Source organism: Caldinitratiruptor microaerophilus (assembly GCF_025999835.1).
Lineage (GTDB): Bacteria > Bacillota > Sulfobacillia > Symbiobacteriales > ZC4RG38 > Caldinitratiruptor > Caldinitratiruptor microaerophilus.
Genome location: NZ_AP025628.1, coordinates 682297 through 705826 on the forward strand (window position 1 = coordinate 682297; position 23530 = coordinate 705826).

Below are 23530 nucleotides of genomic sequence, written 5' to 3' on the forward strand. Positions count from 1 at the left end.
CTGTCTCGCGAAATGCGGCCGGCGGGTCGACGGGCCGGCCGCTTGCCCCCTCCCCGACGGCGGGAGGGGGCGCCTTTCTCGCCGCGGGGCCGGTGTCGTGGCGAAGGGGGAGGCGGTGGGGTGGGGTCCGGGTGTTCGGAGGCAAGCAGGGCTGACCTGGAAGACTCTGGACACAAGGCGCAGAAGTTGCGCGGCAAGGGGTGCGCCTGCCGCGCAACTTCTGCGTGAGCAACGCCCGGCGAGGAGTCCATGGTAGACATAACAACACACGCGGGTCGCCTTGACGCCCCCAAATGGCGTCACCTTTTCCCTCCTGACCCGTGTGATAGGGGGTGGTGGCGCAAAAGTTGAGAGTCGACGGGCCTGTTCGCCGCGCAATCGGTGCGTTTCGTGCCGCAGCGCGCACCGGCATTCTGCACTGCGGGACCCACCACCCGGGGCCGCGCGGCCAAGACCGCCCCCCCGACTCCGGCCCGCTCGGGCCGGGGCCGCGGACTGGGGCGGTGACCCGCGCGGGCGCCGCTCCGTGTACCTGCGAGGCAGGGATGCGCGGCGGTTCGGTGTATTCTTGCCATGGAGCGGCTACGAAGGAGTACCGTCGATGGCGACCATACGCGACGTCGCGAAGCGGGCGGGCGTGTCGATCGCGACCGTCTCGCGGGTCCTGAACAACGTCGGCCACCCGGTCCGCGAGAGCACGCGCCAGCGGGTGCTCGAGGCGGCCCGCGAGCTCAACTTCTCCCCGAACGACCTCGCCAAGAGCCTCCTGCGCGGACGGACGGCGACGATCGGGCTCCTGGTCCCCGACATCTCGAACACCTACTACGCCGACATCCTGAGCGGCGTGGAGGCGGTGGCGAGCGAGCGGCAGCTCGTCGTGCTCCTCGGCAACACGAACCGGGATCGGGAGCGGCAGGTCCGCTACCTGCGCGTCTTCCAGGAGAAGCGGGTGGACGGGGTCATCCTGGCCGGCGGCGACACGGAGCACGGCGTGGAGCCCGGCTCGTTGGCGGAGTCGGGGCTGAAGATCATCTGGATCGGGTACGGCGCGCCGGGGATCCCGGCCATCCACCCGGACAACGAGGGCGGGGCGATGGAAGCCACGCGCCTCCTGGTGGCGCTCGGCCACCGGGCGATCGGCTGTATCACGGGGCCGCCGGAGTCGAACAGCTCCCGGGCGCGGTTTGTCGGGTACCGCCGGGTGCTCCAGGAGGCTGGGCTGCCCCTGAGACCCGAGTGGGTCACCTCCGGCGGGTTCCGGCCGGAGGGCGGCTACGAGGCGGTGCGGCGCATTTTCCGGAGCGGCCACGGCGAACGGCCGACGGCGCTGTTCGTGGCCAACGACCAGATGGCGATCGGGGCGCTGCGGGCCTTCCAGGAGCTCGGCCTGCGGGTGCCGGAGGACGTCGCCGTGGTGAGCTTCGATGACGTGCCGATCGCCCGGTTCCTGCGCCCCGCACTGACGACCGTGGCCATCGCCGGGGCCGATCTCGGCCGGCAGGCGATGGAGATGCTGTTCGAGTTCCTCGACACCGGCAGGCCGCCGGCCTCCCGCCAGCTGACGACCCGGCTCGTGGTGCGGGAGTCGAGCGGTGGCCCTGTAGGGACCCTGCAGGCCTGACGGGGGCCGCTGGCCCCGAGCCCCAGCGGTGTTCCCCCTCTTCTTGGCCCCGGAGAAGAGGGAAACTTCGGTCCAAATGCGCAAAAAGAAACGATATGGCGAGCCAGGAGAGGAAGAATCCAGCCAATTCGCCGTCTGTGCGTTTGACACCCCCAGGCTGGCCCTCCTATCGTAAAGGAAAAGCTTTTCCGCAACCCCCAACTCATCCCGACTGGAGGGTCCGCTGTGGGTCACGCCTACGAGAGCTTCTACCTGCACGATGTCCCGGAGAAGGGTCGGAAGCGCAACATCCTGGCGCTGTCCTTCGCCGAGGTCGCAGAGCGCCTGAAGGAGCCGGGCCAGGACGTGGTCATGGTGCCGCTGGGGAGCACGGAGAAGCACGGGGCGCACATCCCCCTCGGCACGGACAGCTACATCACGATGACGGCCGTGGTCATGGCCTCCGAGATGGCGGACTGCCTCTACACGCCGCTCATGCCCTTCGGTTACTCGCCGCACCACATGGGGCGCCTCCACGAGGGAGCGGGCACGATCACCCTGCGGGCCGAGACGTACCGGCGGATCATGCACGACATCGCCCTGAGCCTCATCTTCCACGGCTTCAACAAGATCGTCTTCGTCAGCCACCACGGGTCGAACACGAAGCCGATCGACGAGCTCCTCCGCTACCTGCGCTACCGCACCGGTGGATTCTTCGCCTTCTACAAGACGCCGACGGAGCGGGAGATCAACGTCCTGAAGGACGTCCTGGAGAACCCGCCGGAGGAGACGCCGGGCTGGCACTCCAGCGAACTCGAGACCTCCTGCGTCATGGCGGTGCACCCTGGTCTGGTCGACATGAACCGGGCCGTCGCCGACCGGGCGCATGCCCCGCACTGGATGGGCCCGAACTTCTCCAAGATCGACGGCACCGGCACGGTGAACTTCCAGGGCTCCGAGAACATCTGGGTGCCGATGGAGCACCACGAATACTCGGACACCGCCGTGATCGGCAACCCGTTCCGGGCCCGGGCGGAGAAGGGCGAGGAGATCTTCAAGCGGATGGCCCGGCACCTCGCCGACTTCATCGAGGAGGTCCGGAAGTTCCCGGTCGAGGTCAGGAACCGGGACTACCCCGAGCGTGCGTGGAATCCCTGAGTCACCCCTGAGTCGAGGGAGACGAGGCCGATGCCGGCGCAGACGGATACCATCGCCGACCTCCGCCGCACCCTGGTCGAGCTTTCCCACCGGGCCTACGCCCTGGGGCTGGTCCCCGGGGTCAGCGGCAACCTGAGCGTCCGGGTGCCGGGCGAGGACCGGGTCCTCATCAAGGCGACGGGCTTCTCGCTGGGTGACATGACCCCCGCGCACACGCTCCTCGTCGACCTGGACGGGCGGGTCCTCGAGGGCACCGATCTGCGCCCCTCCAAGGAGATGTTCTTCCACCTCGCCATCTACCGCCGGCGGCCCGAGGTCGGCGCGGTGGTACACCTGCACCCCCCCTACACGACGGCGTTCGCGGCGGTGCATCAGCTCCCGCCGGCGCTGACGGGCGCCGCCCGGGCCTTCCTGGGCGGGAAGGTGGCGCTGGTTCCGCCGGCTCCCTCGGGGTCCCGGGAGCTCGCCGCCATGGTCGAGGCGGCGTTCCGGGACCCCGAGATCCGGGCGGCGGTCCTGGCCGAGCACGGCAGCATCACCGTCGGCCCCGACCTGTACTCGGCCTTCTACCTAAGTCAGTACCTGGAGGACGCGGCGCGTACCGCCCTCCTGGTGCGGATCCTTCGGGGACCCCAAGACTGACCGCCCGGGAGGGGCACGGATGCGCCCGGAGCGTGTGGTGGCCATCGTCGCCACGCTGGACACGAAGGGCGAGGAGGCGGTCTTCCTCCAGAACTGGTTCTGCCGCCGGGGCTACGACGCCCGCCTGGTGGACGTCGGCACCCTGGGCGACGCTCCGCTTGCCGCCCGGGAACCCGATGTGAGCCGGCGCCGGGTGGCGGCGGCCGCCGGCATCTCGCCCGAGGCGTTCGCGGGGATGCGCCGGGACGAGATCATGGCGGCGATGGGCCGCGGGGCCGCGGCGGTCCTCCGCCGGTGGCACGACGACGGCGTCCTCGCCGGGGTGATCGGGCTCGGCGGGAACCAGGGGACAGCTATCGCCTGCACTGCCATGCGGGCGCTGCCGATCGGGGTGCCCAAGGTGATGCTGTCGACCGTCGCCTCCGGCAACCTCCGCCCGTACATCGGCAGCAGCGACATCGCCGTCGTGTTCTCGGTGGGCGACCTCCTGGGCGGGTTGAACCGGGTCACCCGTGGGGTCCTCGTCCGGGCGGCGGGGATGCTGGCCGGGATGATGGAGGCAGCGGAGGCCCCGGCGGACGGCGGGAGCGTCCCCGCCGTGGCCATCACCGCCTTCGGCAACACGCACCCGGCCGTGAGCCGCATCATGAAGGAACTCCGCCGGCACGGCTACGAGGTCGTGCCGTTCCACGCCTCGGGGGCCGGTGGGTCGGCGATGGAGGCACTCGTGGCGGAGGGCGTCTTCCGCGGCGTGATCGACCTCACGACCCACGAGCTGATCGGTGAGGTCTTCGGCGACGACATCTACGCCCCGGTGCAGCCCGGCCGTCTCACTGTGGCTGGCCGGATGGGCATCCCGCAGGTGGTGGCGCCGGGCGGGCTGGAGTACTTCTGCTTCGGGCCGGAGGAGAGCATCCCGCCGCGCTACCGTGGGCGGCCGACCCACTACCACAATCCGTACAACACCAACGTCCGCGCCACCGCCGGGGAACTCGCGCGGCTGGGCGAAGAACTCGCCCGCCGGCTGAATGAGTCCCGGGGGCCGGTGGCGTTTCTCGACCCCCTCCGGGGCTGGTCCCAGGTGGGCAGCCCGGGCGGGCCGCTCTGGGACCCCGAGGGGAACGAGGCGCTGCGCCGGGCCCTCCGGCGGGCGCTCCGGCTCGACCGGGTGCGGTACGTCGAGGTCGACGCCGCCATCAACGACCCCGTCTTCGCCGATGAGGTCGTGCGGGTGTTCCTCGAGCTCTGCACCCACCCGGTGACCCCGTCGGGGACCCCGTGACAGGCGGACACACCGAGAGCGAGAGGGAGGGGACGGCCTTTGCCGGTCGGATCCGCTGTTCGACCGAATATTCCAGAGACCATGAAGGCTTGGGCGCTGTTCGGGCCCGGCGACCTGCGGCCGGTGGTCAAGAAGGTGCCCCGCCCGGGGCCAGCCGAGGTCCTGGTGAAGATCGAGGCCGTGGCGATCTGCGGCACCGACCTCGAGATCCTCTACAACGGCCTGCCGGCCATGATCGAGGGCGAGTTGCCCTGGGGCCGCGAGCACGTGATCGGCCACGAGTACGTGGGAACGGTGGTCGAGGTTGGCCCGACGGTGGACGAGTTCCAGGTCGGGGACCGGGTGGTCGCCGAGATCCACGCCGGCTGCGGCCGGTGCGAGCGCTGCCGCCACGGCATGTACACGTCGTGCCTCAACTACTCGTACAAGGCGAAGGGTCACCGGGCGAACGGCTTCACCACCGACGGCGCGTTCGCCGAGTACGCCGTGAACCACATCAACACGCTGTACAAGCTCCCGGACCACATCCCCTTCGACGAGGCCACCCTGATCGTCACGGCCGGGACGGCACTGTACGGCATCGACGTGCTGGGCGGGTTCATCGCCGGACAGACGATGCTGGTGACGGGCCCGGGGCCGATCGGGCTCATGGCGGTCGCCTGCGGCAAGGCCCTGGGCGCCGAGGTCATCCTGACCGGCACCCGGGAGAGCCGGCTGGCGCTGGGCAGAGAGCTGGGGGCCGACCACGTCATCAACGTCCGCGAGCGAGATCCCGTCGAGGCCGTCAGGGAGATCACGGGCGGGCTGGGGGTCGACCTCGTCATGGAGTGCTCCGGCGCACCGAACGCCGTGAACGAGGCGCTCCATGCCACCAAGCGGGGCGGCCGCATCTGCCTGGCGGCCTTCAGCAAGGAGCCGGTGCAGCTGGACGCGGCCTACATGGTGCGCAACAACATCTACATGTACGGCATCCGGGGTGAGGGCAACGGCGCGGTCCGGAAGGCCGTCGCGCTCTTCGCCCAGGGGAAACTCAGCGGCAAGCCCTTCATCACCCACCGGTTCAAGCTGGATGAGCTCCCGAAGGCCATCGAGACGTTCGAGAAGCGGATCGGGGACGCGATCAAGGTGGTCGTCACCCCGTAGCGGCAAGACAGGAGGTGGTTCGAGTGAGGCGCAGGCTCATTCTGGCTCTCGTCCCGATGTTCGTGGCCATCCTCGTCGCCGGGTGTGGCGGCAGGGCCGCCGCCCCCAAGTATCCCACGAAGCCGATCGAGATGACCGTGCTCTTCGGCGCCGGTAGCAGCGCCGACCTCGTGGCCCGCCAGCTCGCGTCGGGCCTCGAGAAGGTCCTGGGGCAGCCCGTGGCGGTGGTGAACCGCACCGGGGCGGGCGGCGCTGTCGGTTACAACTACGTCAAGACCAAGCCGGCGGACGGGTACAGCATCGTCTGGAACTCGAACTCGATCTCGACGGCGTATTACGCCGGCAACATGAAGCTCACGTACAAGGACTTCGACCCGGTCGCGCAGGTGAGCGTGGAGACGGCGACCATCGCCGTGGCGGCGGACTCGCCGTGGAAGACCCTGCCGGAGCTCATCGAGTACGCCAGGCAGAACCCCGGCAAGGTGCGGATCGGCAACTCCGGCAACGGCAGCTACACCCACCTGACGGCGGCCGCCCTCGCCAAGGCCGCGGGGATCGAGGTCATCCACGTTCCGTTCGGCCAGGGGCTGGCGGTCTCGAGCCTCCTGGGGGGCAAGATCGAGGCCAGCGTCCAGTTGCCGGCGGAGATCATGTCGCAGTACCAGGCCGGGAAGGTGCGGATCCTGGCGGTGACCGACTCCGAGCGGGACCCGGCACTGCCCGACGTGCCCACGGCGAAGGAGCAGGGCGTCGACCTGGTCATGAACCTGTGGCGCGGCGTGGCCGCACCGTCGGGCACGCCGAAGGAGGTCATCCAGGTCCTCGAGGGCGCCATCCAGAAGGTCGTCACCAGCGACGAGTTCAAGGAGGCCAGCAAGAAGCTCTCGTTCCGGCCGGCGTTCCTGGGCGCCCAGGACTTCGGCAAGCTCATCGCCGACGACGATGCCCGCATCGGACAGCTCATGGCGGACCTGGGCCTGCGCAAGACGCAGTGAACCCCGGGAGGGGTGGGGATGCCGGCTCGAGGTGACCGGATCGTCGCGCTGATCATCGCCGCGGTGGCCATCCTGTGGTGGTTCCCGACCCGGCAGCTTGCCGTGGCCTCGGCCGACCATTCCCCGGGGCCGGGCTTCTTTCCGCGCCTGGTGCTCATCGCGCTGCTGGTGCTGTCCGGGGTGCTGTTCGTGTCGACCTTGCGGCCGCCGGCAGCGGACGCCGAGTGCGGCGACGGAGCGCTGGCGACCCAGGGACAGCCTCCCGCGGCCAGGAGCCGGCGGGAGCCCGTGACCGCCGCGCTCCTTCTCCTGGGCCTTCTCGCCTACGCCCTGTCCCTGGAGCGCCTCGGCTTCCTGGTCGCCACGCCGGTCTTCCTGGGCGGCCTCTTCGTGTGGCAACTCGGGTGGCGGAACTGGCTCAGGGCGGCGGTGACCGCCCTGGCGGTGGCGGTGGGGGTGTGGGCGATGTTCGACCTCCTCCTGGAGGCCGCGCTGCCCACCTGGCCGTCTTTCTGAACTCGTGCCGCCGCCCTGACGAGTCGGAAAGGGGGGAGGATCGTGCCCGAGGCCGTGCAGGCCGCACTGGCGATGGTGCTGAGCGGGGAAGGCCTCCTGTCGATCCTGGCCGGGGTCCTCATCGGGCTCGTGGTCGGGTGCGTGCCGGGGCTCAACGTGACGATGGGGATGATCCTCCTCCTGCCGTTCACGTTCTCCCTGGAGCCCGCATCGGCCGTGGGCCTCCTGATGGGCATCTACATCTCGGCGATGACGGCGGGGGCCGTCCCCCCGGTCCTCTTCGGCATCCCCGGGGTGCCGTCGTCCGCCGCCACCGTGATGGACGGATACGCTCTCTGCCGCCAGGGTCGGGCCGGCAAGGCGCTCGGCGTGGCGATGCTGGTCGGGATCGTGGGCGGGCTCATCGGCGTGGCGCTCCTGATGGTCAGCGCGCCCCTCATCGCCCGGGTGGCCCTGAACTTCGGCCCGGCGGAGATCTTCGCGGTCGTGCTGTTCGGCCTCACCTCGATCTCCGAGGTCACCGGCATGGGGCTCGTCAAGTCCTTGATCGCCGCCGGGCTCGGGCTCATGCTGACGACGATCGGCATGGACCCGCTCCTGGGCACCGCCCGGTACAACTTCGGCTCGGCGGCGCCGGTGGAGGTCGACCTGGTGGCGGCCATGCTGGGCGTCTTCGCCATCCCGCGGGTGATCGAGCAGCTGGTGCGGCGCCCGGGGCGGGAGGCCGTGACGCTGGACTACCGGGTCTCGGCCGAACTGCCCACCTGGGCCGAACTCCGGAGCCTGTGGTGGGTGTTGCTGCTCTCCTCGCTCATCGGGGTCTTCGCCGGGGCGATCCCGGGTCCGGGCGGCCCTGTGGCGGTCTTCCTCTCCTACGACCTCGTGCGCCGCCTGAGCAAGAGTCCCGATCCGCCGTTCGGCCAGGGGAACCTGGCCGGCGTGGCGGCGCCCGAAGCGGCGAACAACGCCATCACCGGCGGCGCCCTCATCCCGATGCTCACCCTCGGCGTGCCCGGTGAACCCCCGGCGGCGGTCCTCATGGGCGCCCTGCTGATCCACGGCCTGCGGCCCGGTCCGCTGCTCTTTCAGCAGAACGCCGCCTTCGTCTACTCGATCTTCCTGGCGATGCTCGTCGGCAACCTCTTCAGCCTCGTCATCTCGGTCTGGGCCATCCGGCTCTACGTCAACGTCCTCCGGATCCCCAAGGCGTACCTGATGCCGGTCATCCTCGTGCTGGCCGTGGTCGGGTCGTACTCGATCAGCCACAACATGGCCGACGTGTACGTCATGCTCGGCCTCGGCCTCGTGAGCTACCTGCTGGAGAAGGGCGGGTTCCCCACCATGCCGATGGTGCTGGGTCTCGTCCTCGGCGGCACGGCGGAGAGCGAGTTCCGGCGGGCCCTCATCCTCAGCGCGGGCGACTACACGGTGTTCCTCCGGAGCCCCATCAGCCTCACGTTTCTTGTCGCCGCCTTCCTGTGGGTCTTCGGCCCCACCCTCTGGCAGGTCGTCCGGGGGCTCCGTCCGGCGGCGACCGAGAGCGACTGACGGGAGGTGGCGACGTGGACGCCCCGATGAAGCGCTACATGCGGCCCGGGATCGTGCACTTCAAGGCGTACCCGGTCGAGAGCGGCGACGGCCCGATCATCGAGAGCCTCCTCAAGCTGGCGGAGGACGAGTTCTTCAGCGCCATCGAGGTCGGCTGGATGAAGGATCCCCGGGTCCGCAGCGAGGCCCGGCAGATCCTGGAGCAGAGCCACCTGGAGGTCTGCTACGCCACCCAGCCGGCGATGTTCAGCCAGAAGCTGAGCCTGAACGCCTTCGATCCGGAGGCGCGGCGGCGGGCGCTGAACCAGGTGAAGAACTGCATCCGGGAGGCCGACCAGCTCGGCGCCCGCTGGGTGCGGCTCACGGCCGGCAAGGACCCGGGCCCCGAGCGGCGGGAGGAGGCCAAGGACATCCTGGTCGACTCCCTCCTCCAGATCTGCGAGTTCGCCAGGGAGTACGGCGACCCGGGGCTCACCCTCAAGATCTTCGACCGCTCGATCGACAAGGAGTCGCTCATCGGCCACTTCTCGGACGCCCGGGACGTGGCCGAGCGGGTGCGCAGGCACTTCCCGAAGTTCGGCCTCCTCGCCGACCTGTCCCACTTCCCCCTGCTCGGCGAGGATCCGGCCGAGGCCATCCCGATGATCCGGGAGTGCCTGGTCCACGTCCACATCGGCAACTGCTACCTCAAGGACAGGCGGCACCCCGTCTACGGCGACCTCCAGCCCCGGTTCGACTTCCCCGACAGCGAGGTCACCACGGACGACGTCCGCCGGTTCTTCCGCCTCCTCCTCGACCTGGGGTTCCTGAACCCGCAGGACCGCCCGGTGGTGAGCGCCGAGGTCCGCCCGCTCGTGGCCGGCGAGCGCCCGGAGCTCATCGTGGCGAACGCGAAGCGGGTCATGGAGGAGGCGTGGGCCCTGGCCTGAAGGCGGTCCCCCGGCAGGTGCGGCCGGTGGCAGGACGAAGAGCTACAGAGGGTCGTGGCGGTAGCACCACACCCCAATGCGGCGGCAGCCGGGAGGGAACGGCGTGATCCACGAGGTGGCGGTGATTCCGGGCGACGGCATCGGGCCGGAGGTGGTGGAGGCGGCGCTGGGGGTGCTGGACGCGGCGGCGGAGGCTCACGGGGGCGTCCGGTTCCGCTACACCCACTTCCCCTGGAGTTGCCGGTACTACGCCGAGCACGGCCGGATGATGCCCGAGGAAGGGCTCCAGACGCTGTCGGGGTTCGAGAGCATCTTCCTGGGTGCGGTGGGCTGGCCGGGGGTGCCGGACCACGTCTCGCTGTGGGGGCTCCTCCTGCCGATCCGGCGCCGGTTCGAGCAGTACATCAACTACCGGCCGCTCCGGCTTCTCCGGGGCCTTCGGAGCCCCCTGAAGGGGATCGAGCCGGGCGACATCGACCTGGTGATCGTCCGGGAGAACAACGAGGGCGAGTACTCCAACATGGGCGGCCGGATCTACGAGGGCACGCCGAGGGAGATCGTCATCCAGAACACCGTGTTCACCCGGACGGGCACCGAGCGGGTGGTACGCTTCGCCTTCGAACTCGCCCGGCGCCGCTCCAGGCGCCTGGTCTCGGCGACCAAGTCGAACGGGATCAACTTCACCATGCCCTTCTGGGACCAGGTCGTGGGGGAGATCGCCCGGGAGTACCCCGACGTGACGGTGTCTTCCTATCACATCGACGCTCTGGCGGCCTACTTCGTCCTCCGGCCCAAGACCCTTGACGTGGTCGTGGGCTCCAACCTCTTCGGCGACATCCTCAGCGACCTGGCCGCGGCCATCGTCGGCGGGATCGGCCTGGCGCCGTCGGCGAACCTCAACCCGGAGCGGAAGTACCCGTCGATGTTCGAGCCGGTGCACGGCTCGGCGCCGGACATCGCCGGGAAAGGCATCGCCAACCCGACGGCGGCGATCTGGTCGGCCGCGCTCATGGCCGAGCACCTCGGACACCCGGACATCGCGAGCGCCATCGTGCAGGCCCTGGAGGACACGCTGGCGGCGGGGATCGTGACGCCGGACCAGGGAGGGTCAGCCAAGACGGCCGACGTGGCGGCGGCCGTGAAGGCACGGGTGCGGGGCCGGAGCTAGCCACAGGATGGCTGTAAGGCCGTCTGCCGGGGCGGGGGGTCGCCGTCCTGGGGCACGCGAGCCGTTCGGCTTCAGGGGGCGGTAGGCGGACGTGCTCGGGTGGAGCGACCTGGCGTGTCGCTTGGTAGGCGTGCACTTCAGGCCCCGCGAGAGTTTCTCTTGCGGGGCCTCTACTGCACTTCTCGGCCTTCGTTCGGGCCGAGAGCGGGGGGTTGGAGGCCGTGTGGGACCCAAATAGTTACTGAGATGGAACCTTATGTAACACCAGCGCGGCCACGCGGCACCAGCACACACGGCCGGGGACCCGTACCACGATCGGGATCGGGGGTGGGAAGGCCGCCGATCCCCGGCCGCCGGACGCCGATCGGCCGTCCACCCCGAGGCTGCCTGTGAAGGCGGTCCTGGACCGGGCGCCGTTGCCTTCGGGCCACGAAGGAACGCGGGCCCCGCGTCGCCAACGTCTTAGGGTGGGGACGACTGTGGCAACCGAAACGTGACAGGATTCTGTGGCAAAGGAGGAGGCCGGATGTTGCCCGACTTGTTCCTGACGCCCCGCCAGGTGCTCGCCCCCGACGGCACCGTGGTGGGGCCGGTCCCGGACCTGCCACCGGACCGGCTGGTGGGCTTCCTGCGCTGGATGTACCTCGGCCGCTACTTCTCCGATCGTATGGTGAACCTGCAGCGGCAGGGCCGGATGGGCACCTTCGGACCGATCGCCGGCCAGGAGGCGGCGTCGGTGGGCCTGGCGGCACCGCTGGAGGGCCGGGACTGGCTCGTGGGGTCGTACCGCGAGCTCCTGTCGTACTTCGTCAAGGGCGTGCCGATGCTCGCCCTGATGCAGGTGTACCGCGGCTACGTCGGCGATCAGTACCCGCCCGAAGCCCGCTGTCTACCGATCCAGATCGTCATCGGGGCCCACATCACCCATGCCGTGGGCATCGCCATGGCGGCCCGGATCGCCGGCGACGACGCCGTGGCGCTGGCCGCCTTCGGCGACGGGGCCTCGTCGGAGGGCGACGTCCACGAGGCGATGAACTTCGCCGGGGTGTACAAGGCGCCGGTGGTGTTCGTGCTCCAGAACAACCACTGGGCGATCAGCACCCACCGCAGCCGGCAGAGCGCCGCCGCGACGCTCGCCCAGCGGGCGGCCGGCTACGGCTTCCCCGGGGTGGTGGTCGACGGCAACGACGTCCTGGCGACCTACGCCGTGGTCAAGGAGGCGGTCGACCGGGCCCGGGCGGGCGACGGCCCGACCCTCATCGAGGCGATCACGTACCGCTACGGCGCCCACACCACCGCCGACGACCCCACCCGCTACCGCCCCGACGAGGAACTGAAGGAGTGGCAGGCCCGCGACCCGATCACCCGCTACCGCCGGTTCCTGCTGGACCGGGGGCTGCTGGACGAGGCCGCCGACCGGCAGCTGCAGGAGCAGGTGGCGGCCGAGGTGGACGCGGCGGTGGAGCAGCTCGAGGCCATGTCGCCGACCCCGCCGGAGCGGATCTTCGACATCGTGTATGCGGAGCCGACGCCGCAGCTGCGGGCGCAGCGGGCCGAGATGGCGGCCCGGACGGGGGGTGGCCGCCGTGGCTAGGATGACGATGGTCGAGGCGCTGAACAGCGCCCTGGCGCTGGAGCTGGAGCGGGACCCCCGGGTGGTGATCCTCGGGGAGGACGTGGGGAAGAACGGCGGCGTCTTCCGGGTCACGGACGGGCTCATGGCCCGCTTCGGGGAGAAGCGGGTGATCGACACGCCGCTGGCGGAGTCGGGGATCGTCGGGACGAGCATCGGGATGGCGATCTACGGCCTGCGGCCGGTGGCGGAGATCCAGTTCGCCGGGTTCCTGTACCTGGCGATGAACCAGATCGCCTCGCAGGCGTCCCGGATGCGGTTCCGGTCGGGCGGGGTGTTCACGGTGCCACTGGTGATCCGGGCCCCGTACGGCGGCGGGGTGCGGACGCCGGAGCTGCACTCGGACAGCCTGGAGGCGCTGTTCCTGCACACGCCGGGGATCAAGGTGGTGATCCCGTCGAGCCCGTACGACGCCAAGGGGCTCCTGGCGGCGGCGATCGAGGACCCGGACCCCGTGCTCTTCCTCGAGCCGATGAAGCTCTACCGCTCCGTGCGGCAGGAGGTGCCGGAGGAGCGGTACACGATCCCGCTGGGGAAGGCGGCGGTGGTGCGGGAGGGCCAGGACGTGACGGTGGTCGCCTACGGGCAGATGGTGCCGGTGGCGCTGGAGGCGGCCCGGCAGGCGGCGGGCGAGGGGATCGAGGCCGAGGTGGTGGACCTGCGGACGATCTCGCCGCTCGATGAGGAGACGATCGCCGCCTCGGTGGAGAAGACGGGGCGGCTGGTGACGGTGCACGAGGCGCCCCGGGCCGGCGGGGTGGCGGCGGAGATCGCGGCGGTCGTGAACGAGCGGTGCTTCTACTCCCTGCATGCTTCGCCGGTGCGGGTGACGGGGGCGGACACCCCGTTCCCGGTGCCGGCGGTGGAGGACTTCTACGTGCCCGACGCGCCGCGGGTGCTGGCGGCCATCCGCCAGGTGATGTCGGCGTGAGGGGGGAGGCGGCGGTGTACGAGTTCCGGCTGCCGGACATCGGCGAGGGGCTGCACGAGGCGGAGGTCGTCCGCTGGCTCGTGGCCGAGGGCGAGAGGGTGGCCCGCGACCAGCCCCTCGTCGAGGTGATGACCGACAAGGCCACGGTGGAGATCCCCTCGCCCGTCGCCGGGACGGTCGTGTCGATCCAGGTGCCGGCCGGGCAGACGGCGAAGGTCGGGGACGTGCTGGTGGTGCTGGAGGCGGCGGGGGCGGCGCCGGCCGGGCGGGCCGGCGGCGCGCCCGCCGGGGCGGAGGGGGCCGCCGCGGCGCCCGGGGTGGCCGCGCCCGCCGGGACCCCGGCCGAGCCTTCGGCGGGCGGCCCGGCCCGGCGCATCCTGGCCGCCCCGTCGGTGCGCAAGCGGGCCCGGGACCTGGGGGTCGACCTCGCCCGAGTGCCCGCCACCGGGCCCGGCGGCCGGATCACGATGGAGGACGTGGAGCGGTTCGCCGGCCAGCGCCAGGGGGCGCCGGACGGCGTGACGGCCCCGGCCGCGCCGGCGACGCCGGCGGCGGATGCGGCCGGGCCGGCCGTGCGCGCCGCGTCCCCGGCGGCGCCGGCCCCCGCGGCCCCTGCGCCCGCGGCACCGGCCCCCGCGGCGGCCCCGGCCGGGACCGAGGACGTGGTGCCGCTCCTCGGGCTGCGGCGGCGGATCGCCGAGCGGCTGTCCCGGGCGTGGCGGGAGATCCCGCACGTCACCTCCCACGAGGAGGTCGACGTGACCGCCCTGGCCGCGCTGCGGGACCGGCTCGCCGCCCGGGCGGAGGCGGCCGGGGTGAAGCTCACCTGGATGCCGCTGGTCGTCAAGGCCGTGACGATCGCCCTGAAGGACCATCCGTACCTGAACGCCACGTTCGACGAGGCCCAGGGGGCGATCGTCCTCAAGCGGTACTACCACATCGGGGTGGCGACGGCGGTCCCCGACGGCCTCCTGGTGCCGGTGATCCGGGACGCCGACCGCAAGAGCGTCCTGGCGATCGCCCGGGAGCTGGCGGACCTGGTGGAGCGGGCGCATGCCAAGACGCTCACGGCCTCCGAGCTCCAGGGCAGCACGTTCACGATCACGAACTACGGGCGCTTCGGCGGCACGTACGGGACGCCGATCATCAACCCGCCGGAGGTGGCGATCCTGGGGGTGGGCCGGGTGGCAGAGCGGCCCGTGGTGCGGGACGGCCAGGTCGCCGTCCGGCTGACGATGCCGCTGTCGCTCAGCTTCGACCACCGGGTGATCGACGGCGAGGGGGCGGCCCGGTTCCTGAACCAGGTGGCGGAGCTCCTCTCGGACCCCGACGAGCTCCTGCTGAGGCTGGGGTAGGCGATGGTGGTCGGCGACATCCCCACCGCCACGGGGCTCCTGGTGCTGGGCGGCGGGCCGGCCGGGTACGTGGCGGCGATCCGGGCGGCGCAGCTGGGGCTGCAGGTGACCCTGGTCGAGCCGGAGCGGGTGGGCGGGACGTGCCTGAACTCGGGCTGCATCCCCCTGAAGGCGTTCCTGGAGGCGGCGGCCGGGGCCCGGCAGGTGGCCCGGCTGGCGGAGATGGGCGTGGCAGCCGGCCCCGGCCGGGTGGACTTCGCCCGGGTGCGGGCCTGGACGGCGTCGGTGGTGGCCCGGCTCACGGGCGGGGTGGAGCAGCTCCTGCGGGCCGCCGGGGTGCAGGTGGTGCGGGGGCGGGGCTGGTTCCTCGGCCCGACGGAGGTGCGGGTAGAGGGCGAGCACGGCTCGCAGCGCTTCACCTTCGACGCGGCCCTCGTGGCCACCGGGGCGGAGCCGGCGGCGGCCGGGGGGCTGGCGGTGGACGGCGAGCGGGTGCTGACGCCGCAGCAGGCGCTGGCCCTGCCGGAGCTGCCCGCCCACCTGGCGGTCTGCGGTGACGACTACGTCGCCCTGGAGCTGGCCACGGCCTTCCGGGGGCTGGGGAGCGAGGTGACGCTTGTCCTGCCGGGGGACCAGCCGCTGCCGGACTTCGAGCCCGCCGCCGTCCGGCAGGTGGTGGCGGGGCTCAAGGGGCAGGGGATCGCCGTGGTGCCCCGGGCGGTGCTGGCCGGCCTGGATGAGGCAGGGCTGCGGTGGCGATCCGGCGGCGAAGAGGGGGTCGTGGCGGCGAGCCACGTGGTGGTCGCCGGCGCGGTGCGGCCCCGCACCGCAGGCCTGCGGCTGGAGGCGGCGGGGGTGCGCACCGGCCCGGACGGGGCGATCGCCGTGGACCGGGCGCAGCGCACCTCCGTCCCCCACATCTACGCCGCCGGGGACGTCACGGGCGGTCCCTTCCTGGCGCACCGGGCGATGCTGCAGGCCCGGGTGGCGGCGGAGTCGGCCGCCGGCCGGGCGGCGGCGTACGAGCCCCAGGCCGTGCCCCAGGTGGTGCTGACCGACCCGGAGGTGGCCCGGGTCGGCATGAGTGCGGAAGAGGCCCGGCAGCAGGGGATCGACGCCGTCACCGCCCGGTTCCCCTTCGGCGCGAACGGCCGGGCCCTCACCCTGGGCCGCCCGGAGGGGTTCGTCCTCGTGGTGGCCGAGCGGGGCTCGGGGGTGGTGCTCGGGGTCACGGTGGTCGGACCCCGGGCGGCGGAGCTCATCGGCGAGGCGGCCCTGGCCGTCGAGATGGGCGCCAACCTGGAGGACCTCGCCGCCGTCATGCACCCGCACCCCGGGCTGGGGGAGGCGCTGCAGGAGAGCGCCGAACTCGCCCTGGGCCGGCCGGTCCACGTGGCGCGGCTCAGATGATCCGGTCCGGCTCGGCCGGCCCCTCCCGCCCGGGCGCGGTGGCGAGGTTCTCCAGGCGCCAGTCGCCGGCCACCCAGACGAAGTAGTCGCCGGCCCCGTCGGCCTTCTGCAGGTCGAACCGGGTCTGGTTGCCGACGCCGTGGTGCAGGCCGGTGACCCGGAACTGTTCCAGGTAGATGGTGCCGACGTTGCCGGTGGCCTCGCTCATCTCCTCCTCGGGCTCGCCGAGGCAGAGGAAGGGCCGGTCGCGGTCGTCGGTGCCGACGGCCCAGATGCCGAGCGTCATCTGGTTGAGCCCGTCGGTCCAGGTGAAGGTCGGGCGGTTCGCCTCGTCCCGGATCTGCGCCTCGATCGCCTTGAGCATCAGGCGCTGCAGTTCGTCGCCCACAGCGTTCACCCCGGCGACAGTGTGCGCGCCGGGGTGAACGGGCGATACCGGCCGACCGGGTCACTCCCCCATGAACTTCAGGACAACGCGCTTGGGCCGGCGGCCGTCCCACTCGCCGTAGAACACGCGCTGCCAGGGCCCGAGGTCGAGCCGGCCGGCGGTGATCGGCAGGATCACTTCGTGGCCGATCGTGAGGCTCCGGAGGTGCGCCGCGGCGTTGTCCTCCCCGGTCCGGTTGTGGAGGTAGTCGCCGCCCCGGGCTGGGTGGCGCTTCCAGGGCGCGATGTGCCCCTCGAGCCAGTCGAGGATGTCCTCCCACAGCCCCGGCTCGTGGTCGTTGACGAACACGGAGGCGGTGATGTGCATGGCGCTCACCAGCACCATGCCCTCCCGGATGCCGCTCTCCGCCAGGGCGCGCTCGACCTCGTCCGTGATGTCGACGATGGCCTGGCGCTTCTCGGTGTTGAAGGTAAGGTACTTGGTGTGAAACCGCACCTTCACCCCTCCCTGCCGCCTGACGGCCGGCGGCGCCTCAGATCCCGCCGAGCTCCCGCAGCGCTTCGAGGAGGGCCGGATCGGCAAGCCCGGCCAGCACCTTGCGGAGGCTGCCCAGGGCCGGCCACCGCCGCCCCGGCGCCGTGAGGGGGAGCGCCAGGAGGTGCGGGGCCCGGGTGCTCAGGGTCCTCAAGAGCCCCGGCATGAGCCTTCGAAGGAGATCCGCCGTCTTCCTGCTGGCTGGGAAGCGGGCGGCACCGGTTCAGCGAATCACCACCCGGTACTCCCGCATCCAGGCGTCGACCTGGATGAGGTAGGCGAAGAACTGCGGCCCGCTCATGAGCTGGCCATACCACGGCAGGTTCGATGAAGCTTGCGCGGACCGGGCCAGGTCCCGCACGGCCTCGGCGTCGAAGAGGGAGCGGAGCGGGGACCCCGGATCGTCCAGGAGGCGCAGGGCCCGGTCGCGCACGAGCTCCAGGTACGCCGGGTCGTGGGTCTTGGGGTACGGGCTCTTGCGCCGCTCCAGCACGTCGTCCGGAAGGACCCCCCGCAGCGCCCGGCGGAGGATGCCCTTCTCCATGCCGTCGGCCATCTTCATGTCCCACGGGATGTTCCAGACGTACTCGACCAGCCGGTGGTCGCAGTACGGCACCCGCACCTCCAGGCCCACGGCCATGCTCATCCGGTCCTTGCGGTCGAGCAGGGTGGGCATGAAGCGGGTGATGCTCAGGTAGGCGATCTCCCGCAGCCGGGCCTCGCGGGGCCCCTCGCCGGGGAGGCGGGGCACCTCGTCGAGCGCCTCCCGGTAGCGCCGGTCGACGTACTCCTCCGGGCGGATCCACTCCCGCACCTCCGGGGCCAGGAAGCGGGCCCGCTCCCGGGTCATCCGCATCCAGGGGAAGGTGGGCGCCGACAGGGCGTCCTCCATGCGGAACCAGGGGTAGCCGCCGAAGATCTCGTCGGCCGCCTCGCCTGACAGGGCGACGGTCGCTTCCTTCTTGATCTCCCGCGAGAAGAGGAGGAGGGAGGCGTCGACGTCCGCCATCCCCGGCAGGTCCCGCGCCCGGGTCGCCGGGACGAGGGCGTCCGCCAGGTCCGGGGTGTCCACCACGACCTCCCGGTGGTCCGTCCGGAGGAAGGCAGAGACCCGCCGCACCCACGGGGTGTCGGCGCCCGGCTGAAAGGCGGTGGGGCGGAAGTGGCGGTCGTTCCCGGCGTAGTCGGTGGAGAAGGTCCGGATCGGCGCCCTCCCCTCCCGGGCGAAGGCCGCCGCGGCGAACGCCGTCACCGCGCTCGAGTCGATGCCGCCGGACAATAGCGTGCACACCGGCACGTCGGAGACGAGCTGCCGCTCCACCGTGTCCTGCAGGAGCTCGCGCACCCGGCGGGCGGTGGTATGCAGGTCGTCTTCGTGGGGCCGGCTCTGTAGCGCCCAGTACCGGGCGACGTGCACCCCGCCCCGGTCGAGGCGCAGCCAGTGGCCGGGCTTCAGCTCGTGGATCCCCCGGAACACGCCGTGCCCGGGCGTGCGGCCCGGGCCCATGACGAGCACTTCTGCCAGGCCCTCGGCGCCGACTTCCGGCCGGACGGCGGGGTGCGCCAGGAGCGCCTTCAGCTCGGAGGCGAAGAGGAAGGCCGTCCCCCGCTGCGCGAAGAAGAGCGGCTTGACTCCCAGCCGGTCCCGGGCCAGGAAGAGGCTCTGGTCCGCCTCGCTCCAGATCCCGAACGCGAAGATGCCGTTCAGGCGGTGCACGCACGCCGGGCCCCATTCGATGAAAGCCGTCAGGAGCACCTCCGTGTCCGAGTAGCCCCGGAAGCGGTGGCCGGCCGCCTCGAGTTGCTCACGCAGGTCCGCCGTGTTGTAAAGCTCCCCGTTGTACGTGATCACGTATGTTCGCCCGCCGAGCGTCTTCACCATGGGCTGCGCGCCGCCCTCGGGGTCAACCACCGTCAGGCGCCGGTGCACGATCGCTGCACGGGGCGAGAGCCACGTGCCGGCGTCGTCCGGCCCCCGGTGGCGGAGCGACTCGCGGAGCGCCTCCGCGACCGGACCCGCCCGTGTCAGGTCCGCTTCCCAGTCGATCCACCCTGCGATCCCGCACATGCCGGCTTCATCCTCCCGGGGGCCGCCCGGGCACCGGTGCGGGTGCACCGGGCGGAACGGGCTTTCGTTCTGCGACGGTGCATCGTACGCTCTTCCCGACGGTATTGCGCGTGCGGTGGGACGGGGAGGTACCGGCAAACGGAGGCGCAACTCCAGGTCCGCGTGCCGGACGGCGGAAATGGAATCGACCCGGCGCGGCTGGCGCCGGGCCTGGGACTTCGTGCAACGGCCGCCCGAAGGCGCGTTCACCCGCCCGGCTCAGGGCGCGCCGCCACGGCTCCCCAGGGCACCGCGACCAGACACGGCGCGAGCCCGGCTGCCGTCCCGGGCGCGAAACCCTTGTGTGCCCGCAGCGGAATGGCCAGCATGACGCCGGCGCCGAACCCGGTGGCCAACTCGGCCAACGGGACGACGCTCAGGATCCTGAGCAGGACCCGCCGGGCCGGACCTTCTCGACCGCACCTTCTCGACCGCCCCTTGACGGCGGCCCCGGCCTCGTGTACGCTTGGGAATGCAATTTGGGTCTTTTGGGGGTGGACAAGGCGGGCCTGACCGAACGCCGCAAGCAGTTCTTGCAGAAGCTGCTCGATCTCTACCGGCGGACGAACCTGCCGGTCCACTACGAGAGCGTTGCCCAGGCACTCGGGGTCAGCAAGTGGACGGCCTACGACATGCTGAAGGCGCTCGAGAAGCTGGGGTACCTGCGGCGCGACTACGCCGTGGGCCGCGGCGAGGTCGGGCGTTCGCTCATCGTCTTCACCCCGACGGCCGAGGCGGAGCGGCTCTTTGCGCGCGCCCGGGCCTCCGTGGCCGCAGCGGAGGAGTGGGAAACCGTGAAGGCCCAGGTCATGGGGGTTCTCCGCCAGCTGCGGGGCATGCACCCCGGCGAAGCGATCCAGCAGCTGCTGCGGGACCTGCCGCACGTGGAGTCCCGGGTGTCGTTCTGCGCGCACCTCCTGGGCCTCTTCATCCTGCACGTCCGGGGGCTGGGGGAACGGACGGTGCGGTGGGTCGAGCGGCTCGTCGGGGCGGCCCCGGGGGCCGAGATGCGGCTCACCCTGTTCGTGGGGGTCGTGTCGGGAACGGCGCTGCAGACCCTGGGCCAGAGCCTGAGCACCGAGCTCGCAGACTTGGTCGGCCGGTTCCTGGGCTACGTGCGGGACCTGGACCCGCGGGAGCAGGAGATGCTGGGCCGGTTTCTCGACAGCGCCCTGGGAGAAGTCATGTAACCCGGTCCCGCCGTGCTCGCGCACGTTCGCCCTGATCCCCAGGGGTCCTTGCGTCGATTTTTTGGGTTTTATAGGTCAGCACAGCCGGGTCGCCGGCGGAGGTACCGGCGGGGGGGACGTCGTGGGTCTCACCGGGTTCGGGTCGGGGCTCGCGCGGGGCGTGGGCGGGGTCACGTGGGGGGCGGCTGCGACGATCGGGAGGTGCTCACGTCATGCACGAGGCGGGAATCGGCCTCGCCCTGGGCGGCGGGGCCGCGCGCGGGCTGGCGCACATCGGCGTCCTGCGGGAGCTGCAGGCGGCCGGGGTCGCCGTGACCCATGTGGCCGGGTGCAGCTTCGGATCGGTGGTGGGCGCCGCATACGTCTGCGGCACCCTCGGAGAACTGGAAGACCGCATCCGAACCCTTGGCCGGGCAGAGCTCGTCCGCTACGCCGATGCGACCTTTTCCGGGGGAGTTCTGCGCGGTGACGCCCTCCTCGACGAGCTCCGGCACCTTACCCGGGGGCTTCACTTCGAGGATCTGGCGGTGCCCTTCGCGGTGGTGGCGACGGACCTGGAGAGCGGCGCGCCGGTCGTGCTGCGCACCGGTTCCATCGCCGAGGCCGTCCGGGCCAGCGTGTCGGTGCCGGGTCTGTTCGCCCCCGCTGTGGTCGGCGGCAGAGCGCTGGTCGACGGGGGGCTCGTGGAACTGGTCCCGCTGAGCGCTCTGCGTGAGCTCCGGCCGCCACGGGTCGTCGCCGTCGACGTCTCCAGCCAGGACGACGTCTGGACACGGGCCGCCACCCGGGCGCGCCTGTCCGTCGGTGGCGTGCGGAGCCGCTGGCGCCGGCTGAGCGAGGCCGCGACCGACCTCGTACCCGGGCGGGTGTTCACCCTCCTCGCCGCGCACGCCCGGACGGGCGAGCAGGGGTGGGGGCTCGTCCGGACGGTCCTCACCGCCTTCGACATCACGGAGGCCCGCCTGCAGCGGGGTACCTCCCACTTCCAGGCCGACCTGGTGATCCGGCCGGACGTCCGGCGCTTCCATGGCCACCAGTTCGACCGCGCGGCGGAGATCATCGCGGCCGGACGGGCCGCGGCGCGGCAGGCCCTCCCCGTCATCACCGGCACGGCCGCGGCGTCCGATCCGGTGTCACGGTCCGGAGCGGTACCCGTGCCGCGGCCCGCCGCGGGAGGGGGAATGGCGGGGTGAGGGTCGCGTTCTTCACCGACTCCTTCCGGAAGAACCTGGGCGGGCTCACCCGCGCGGCCATCTCCCTCCACGACCGGCTCACCCGGGCCGGGTACGCCGTGCGCGTGTTCACGCTGCCGCAGACGGGCGGCCCGCTTCACCCGGGGGATGTCCGTCTGGTGCGGGCCATCCCGCTCCGGCCGGTGCCGGGCCTGCCTCCGGACTCCCACCTCGCCTGGGACTACCGGGAGGTCCGGCGTGAGCTGGCCGCCTGGCGGCCGGACGTGGTGCACCTGCACACCCTTCTGCCGGTGAGCTGGCTCGGCCTGCTGGCGGCCCGGTCCCTCGGGATCCCGGTGGTGGCCACCTACCACGCCAACGTCCGGTCGGCCGCGATGGTACTCCCCGCGGGGAAAGCCGTGGCGGCGGTGGTGGGCCCGCTCGTGCGGACCTTCTACAACCGCTGCGACGCCGTGATCGCCCCCAGCCGGTTCGCCGCGGGGGAACTGCGGCGCTTCGGGGTGAGGCGGCCCGTCGAGGTGATCTCGAACGGGATCGACCTGGACCGGTTCGCCCCGACTCAACCCGTGCGTCCCGAAGAGGCCAGCGGGGCCGCCGGGCCTGCCGAACCCCGCTGGCCGGAACGTCCCGTCACCGTTCTCTTTGCGGGTCGCCTCAGCCCGGACAAGGGCGTGGACAGCCTCCTGGAGGCGCTGGAGATCGCCCTGCGGGAAGAGCCGGGCCTGCGGGCCCGCATCGCCGGCGACGGGCCGCTGGCGGGCGCCGTGCGACGTGCGCTCGCCCCCCACATCGCCGCCGGGCGGGTTACCCTGTGCGGACACGTGCCGTGGGAGGCCATGCCTGCGGAGTACGGCGCGGCGGACATCCTCCTGTTCCCTTCCCGGACCGAGACGCAGGGGCTGGCGGCTCTGGAGGCCATGGCCGCGGGGCTTCCGGTCGTGGCCGTCCGTGCCGGTGCCCTGCCGGAACTGGTCCGCGACGGCGAGAGCGGGATCACCGCTGCGCCCGGCGATGCCGAAGCCCTGGCCCGCGCGGTGCTCCTCCTGGCCCGGGACCCGGATCTGCGGCACCGGCTCGGGGCGGGGGCGCGCGCCGTTGCCGGGGAGCACGAGGCCGGCCGGGTGCTGGAGCAGGTGCTGGCGCTCTATGCCCGCGTGGCGGGTGCGCGTGCCGGCCGCGGCGAGGTGCACCGGCGTGGCGCTGCCTGAGTGGGCCGCCGGCCTGCCCCCGTGGGCGGCGAGCTGGGCGGGCCTGGCGACCGGGTTCGCCCTCCTGGCCGCAGGGTTCCCGCTGTCCTCCCTCGCCCTTTTCGGTCTCCTGGCGGGGACGGCGGCCCAAAGCGGAACTCCCTGGTGGGTGGCGGGGACCCTGGCCGGAGCGGCCACGGCGCTGGGCCACGGCGCCAGCTACGCGGTCTTCGCGCGCCTCGGCCCCCCCTTCCTGCAAGCGGTAGCCGCGTGGATTCCCGCCCTGGCTGTGCCGGTGGGCAGCCTCCGCCTCGTCCTGGCACGCCGGCGGCCGTGGCTGCCTCTCTTCCTCCTCCGGTGGGTCGGGCTCGGCTACACGCAGGTCTTCTGGGTCCTCGGGGCCACAGGGGGCGGACGGCCGGCCCTTCTGGCCTTCCTCCTGCTGAACGACCTCGTGTGGGGGCTCGTCTGGGCCTACGGCAGCGTCGATCTCGTGGTCGCCGCCCCGCCCATCGGTCGGTGGCTGACCCTGGGTGCCCTGGCCCTGCTCGCGATGTCGCTCGTGGCCGGTTCCTGGCAGTTCTACCGGTCCCGCCGCCGGCCCGATCGCACATCCTGAGG

Annotated in this window: 22 protein-coding genes; 18 read left to right on the plus strand and 4 right to left on the minus strand. The window is 72.1% G+C overall.

Annotation, left to right across the window (positions count from 1 at the left end; all coding sequences use genetic code 11):
* Positions 1 to 601 precede the first annotated feature (601 nt).
* From caldi_RS03170 to lpdA, 14 genes are all read left to right on the plus strand, one after another.
* A complete protein-coding gene (locus tag caldi_RS03170; RefSeq protein WP_264843666.1) occupies positions 602 to 1621 on the plus strand; it encodes a LacI family DNA-binding transcriptional regulator in 1020 nt (339 codons plus the stop codon).
* A gap of 225 nt (positions 1622 to 1846) precedes the next feature.
* Positions 1847 to 2758 carry a creatininase family protein gene (locus caldi_RS03175; protein WP_264843667.1) on the plus strand — a complete coding sequence of 304 codons (912 nt, stop codon included), beginning with the start codon at positions 1847 to 1849 and terminating at the stop codon, positions 2756 to 2758.
* 30 nt (positions 2759 to 2788) lie between these two features.
* Positions 2789 to 3400 carry a class II aldolase/adducin family protein gene (locus tag caldi_RS03180; RefSeq protein WP_264843668.1) on the plus strand — a complete coding sequence of 204 codons (612 nt, stop codon included), beginning with the start codon at positions 2789 to 2791 and terminating at the stop codon, positions 3398 to 3400.
* A 19-nt stretch (positions 3401 to 3419) separates the two neighbouring features.
* Positions 3420 to 4682, plus strand: a complete 1263-nt coding sequence (locus caldi_RS03185) for a Tm-1-like ATP-binding domain-containing protein (protein WP_264843669.1) — start codon at positions 3420 to 3422, stop codon at positions 4680 to 4682.
* Between the two features lie 81 nt (positions 4683 to 4763).
* On the plus strand, positions 4764 to 5825 hold the full coding sequence (locus caldi_RS03190; protein ID WP_264843670.1) for a zinc-dependent alcohol dehydrogenase: 1062 nt from the start codon (positions 4764 to 4766) through the stop codon (positions 5823 to 5825).
* A gap of 23 nt (positions 5826 to 5848) precedes the next feature.
* On the plus strand, positions 5849 to 6820 hold the full coding sequence (locus tag caldi_RS03195) for a Bug family tripartite tricarboxylate transporter substrate binding protein (RefSeq protein ID WP_264843671.1): 972 nt from the start codon (positions 5849 to 5851) through the stop codon (positions 6818 to 6820).
* 18 nt (positions 6821 to 6838) lie between these two features.
* Positions 6839 to 7336, plus strand: a complete 498-nt coding sequence (locus tag caldi_RS03200; protein ID WP_264843672.1) for a tripartite tricarboxylate transporter TctB family protein — start codon at positions 6839 to 6841, stop codon at positions 7334 to 7336.
* A 42-nt stretch (positions 7337 to 7378) separates the two neighbouring features.
* Positions 7379 to 8884: a tripartite tricarboxylate transporter permease gene (locus caldi_RS03205; protein ID WP_264843673.1), complete on the plus strand. Its 1506-nt coding sequence runs from the start codon at positions 7379 to 7381 to the stop codon at positions 8882 to 8884.
* 14 nt (positions 8885 to 8898) lie between these two features.
* The gene (locus caldi_RS03210) at positions 8899 to 9813 is read left to right on the plus strand and encodes a sugar phosphate isomerase/epimerase family protein (protein ID WP_264843674.1); all 915 of its coding nucleotides are present in this window, start codon (positions 8899 to 8901) and stop codon (positions 9811 to 9813) included.
* A 103-nt stretch (positions 9814 to 9916) separates the two neighbouring features.
* Positions 9917 to 10981: a tartrate dehydrogenase gene (locus caldi_RS03215; protein WP_264843675.1), complete on the plus strand. Its 1065-nt coding sequence runs from the start codon at positions 9917 to 9919 to the stop codon at positions 10979 to 10981.
* Between the two features lie 529 nt (positions 10982 to 11510).
* On the plus strand, positions 11511 to 12575 hold the full coding sequence (gene pdhA / locus caldi_RS03220; protein WP_264843676.1) for a pyruvate dehydrogenase (acetyl-transferring) E1 component subunit alpha: 1065 nt from the start codon (positions 11511 to 11513) through the stop codon (positions 12573 to 12575).
* Positions 12568 to 13545 (plus strand): alpha-ketoacid dehydrogenase subunit beta, encoded by a 978-nt coding sequence (locus tag caldi_RS03225; RefSeq protein ID WP_264843677.1) that lies wholly within the window; start codon positions 12568 to 12570, stop codon positions 13543 to 13545. The genes pdhA and caldi_RS03225 overlap by 8 nt, the downstream gene beginning before the upstream one ends.
* Positions 13542 to 14900 (plus strand): dihydrolipoamide acetyltransferase family protein, encoded by a 1359-nt coding sequence (locus tag caldi_RS03230; protein WP_264843678.1) that lies wholly within the window; start codon positions 13542 to 13544, stop codon positions 14898 to 14900. The genes caldi_RS03225 and caldi_RS03230 overlap by 4 nt, the downstream gene beginning before the upstream one ends.
* A 3-nt stretch (positions 14901 to 14903) precedes the next feature.
* Positions 14904 to 16310: a dihydrolipoyl dehydrogenase gene (lpdA, locus tag caldi_RS03235; RefSeq protein ID WP_264843679.1), complete on the plus strand. Its 1407-nt coding sequence runs from the start codon at positions 14904 to 14906 to the stop codon at positions 16308 to 16310.
* Here lpdA and caldi_RS03240 read toward each other — a convergent pair.
* Genes caldi_RS03240 through asnB form a run of 4 tightly spaced genes read right to left on the minus strand, consistent with a single transcriptional unit; the run spans position 16303 to position 19300 of the window.
* Entirely contained in the window at positions 16303 to 16698 is a 396-nt protein-coding gene (locus caldi_RS03240) for a hypothetical protein (protein WP_264843680.1), read from the minus strand. The genes lpdA and caldi_RS03240 overlap by 8 nt on opposite strands.
* Before the next feature lie 60 nt (positions 16699 to 16758).
* The gene (locus caldi_RS03245) at positions 16759 to 17193 is read right to left on the minus strand and encodes a secondary thiamine-phosphate synthase enzyme YjbQ (RefSeq protein ID WP_264843681.1); all 435 of its coding nucleotides are present in this window, start codon (positions 17191 to 17193) and stop codon (positions 16759 to 16761) included.
* Between the two features lie 37 nt (positions 17194 to 17230).
* Positions 17231 to 17398 (minus strand): hypothetical protein, encoded by a 168-nt coding sequence (locus caldi_RS03250; protein WP_264843682.1) that lies wholly within the window; start codon positions 17396 to 17398, stop codon positions 17231 to 17233.
* Between the two features lie 57 nt (positions 17399 to 17455).
* On the minus strand, positions 17456 to 19300 hold the full coding sequence (asnB, locus tag caldi_RS03255) for an asparagine synthase (glutamine-hydrolyzing) (RefSeq protein WP_264843683.1): 1845 nt from the start codon (positions 19298 to 19300) through the stop codon (positions 17456 to 17458).
* A gap of 533 nt (positions 19301 to 19833) precedes the next feature.
* Here asnB and caldi_RS03260 point away from each other — a divergent pair.
* The 4 genes from caldi_RS03260 to caldi_RS03275 all read left to right on the plus strand — a co-directional run bounded on the left by caldi_RS03260 (position 19834) and on the right by caldi_RS03275 (position 23528).
* Complete coding sequence (locus caldi_RS03260; RefSeq protein WP_264843684.1) at positions 19834 to 20529, plus strand: LexA family protein; 696 nt, start codon at positions 19834 to 19836, stop codon at positions 20527 to 20529.
* Positions 20530 to 20741: 212 nt separating this feature from the next.
* Positions 20742 to 21722: a patatin-like phospholipase family protein gene (locus tag caldi_RS03265; RefSeq protein WP_264843685.1), complete on the plus strand. Its 981-nt coding sequence runs from the start codon at positions 20742 to 20744 to the stop codon at positions 21720 to 21722.
* Entirely contained in the window at positions 21719 to 22930 is a 1212-nt protein-coding gene (locus tag caldi_RS03270; RefSeq protein ID WP_264843686.1) for a glycosyltransferase, read from the plus strand. The genes caldi_RS03265 and caldi_RS03270 overlap by 4 nt, the downstream gene beginning before the upstream one ends.
* Positions 22917 to 23528 (plus strand): hypothetical protein, encoded by a 612-nt coding sequence (locus caldi_RS03275; protein WP_264843687.1) that lies wholly within the window; start codon positions 22917 to 22919, stop codon positions 23526 to 23528. The genes caldi_RS03270 and caldi_RS03275 overlap by 14 nt, the downstream gene beginning before the upstream one ends.
* Positions 23529 to 23530: the final 2 nt, after the last annotated feature.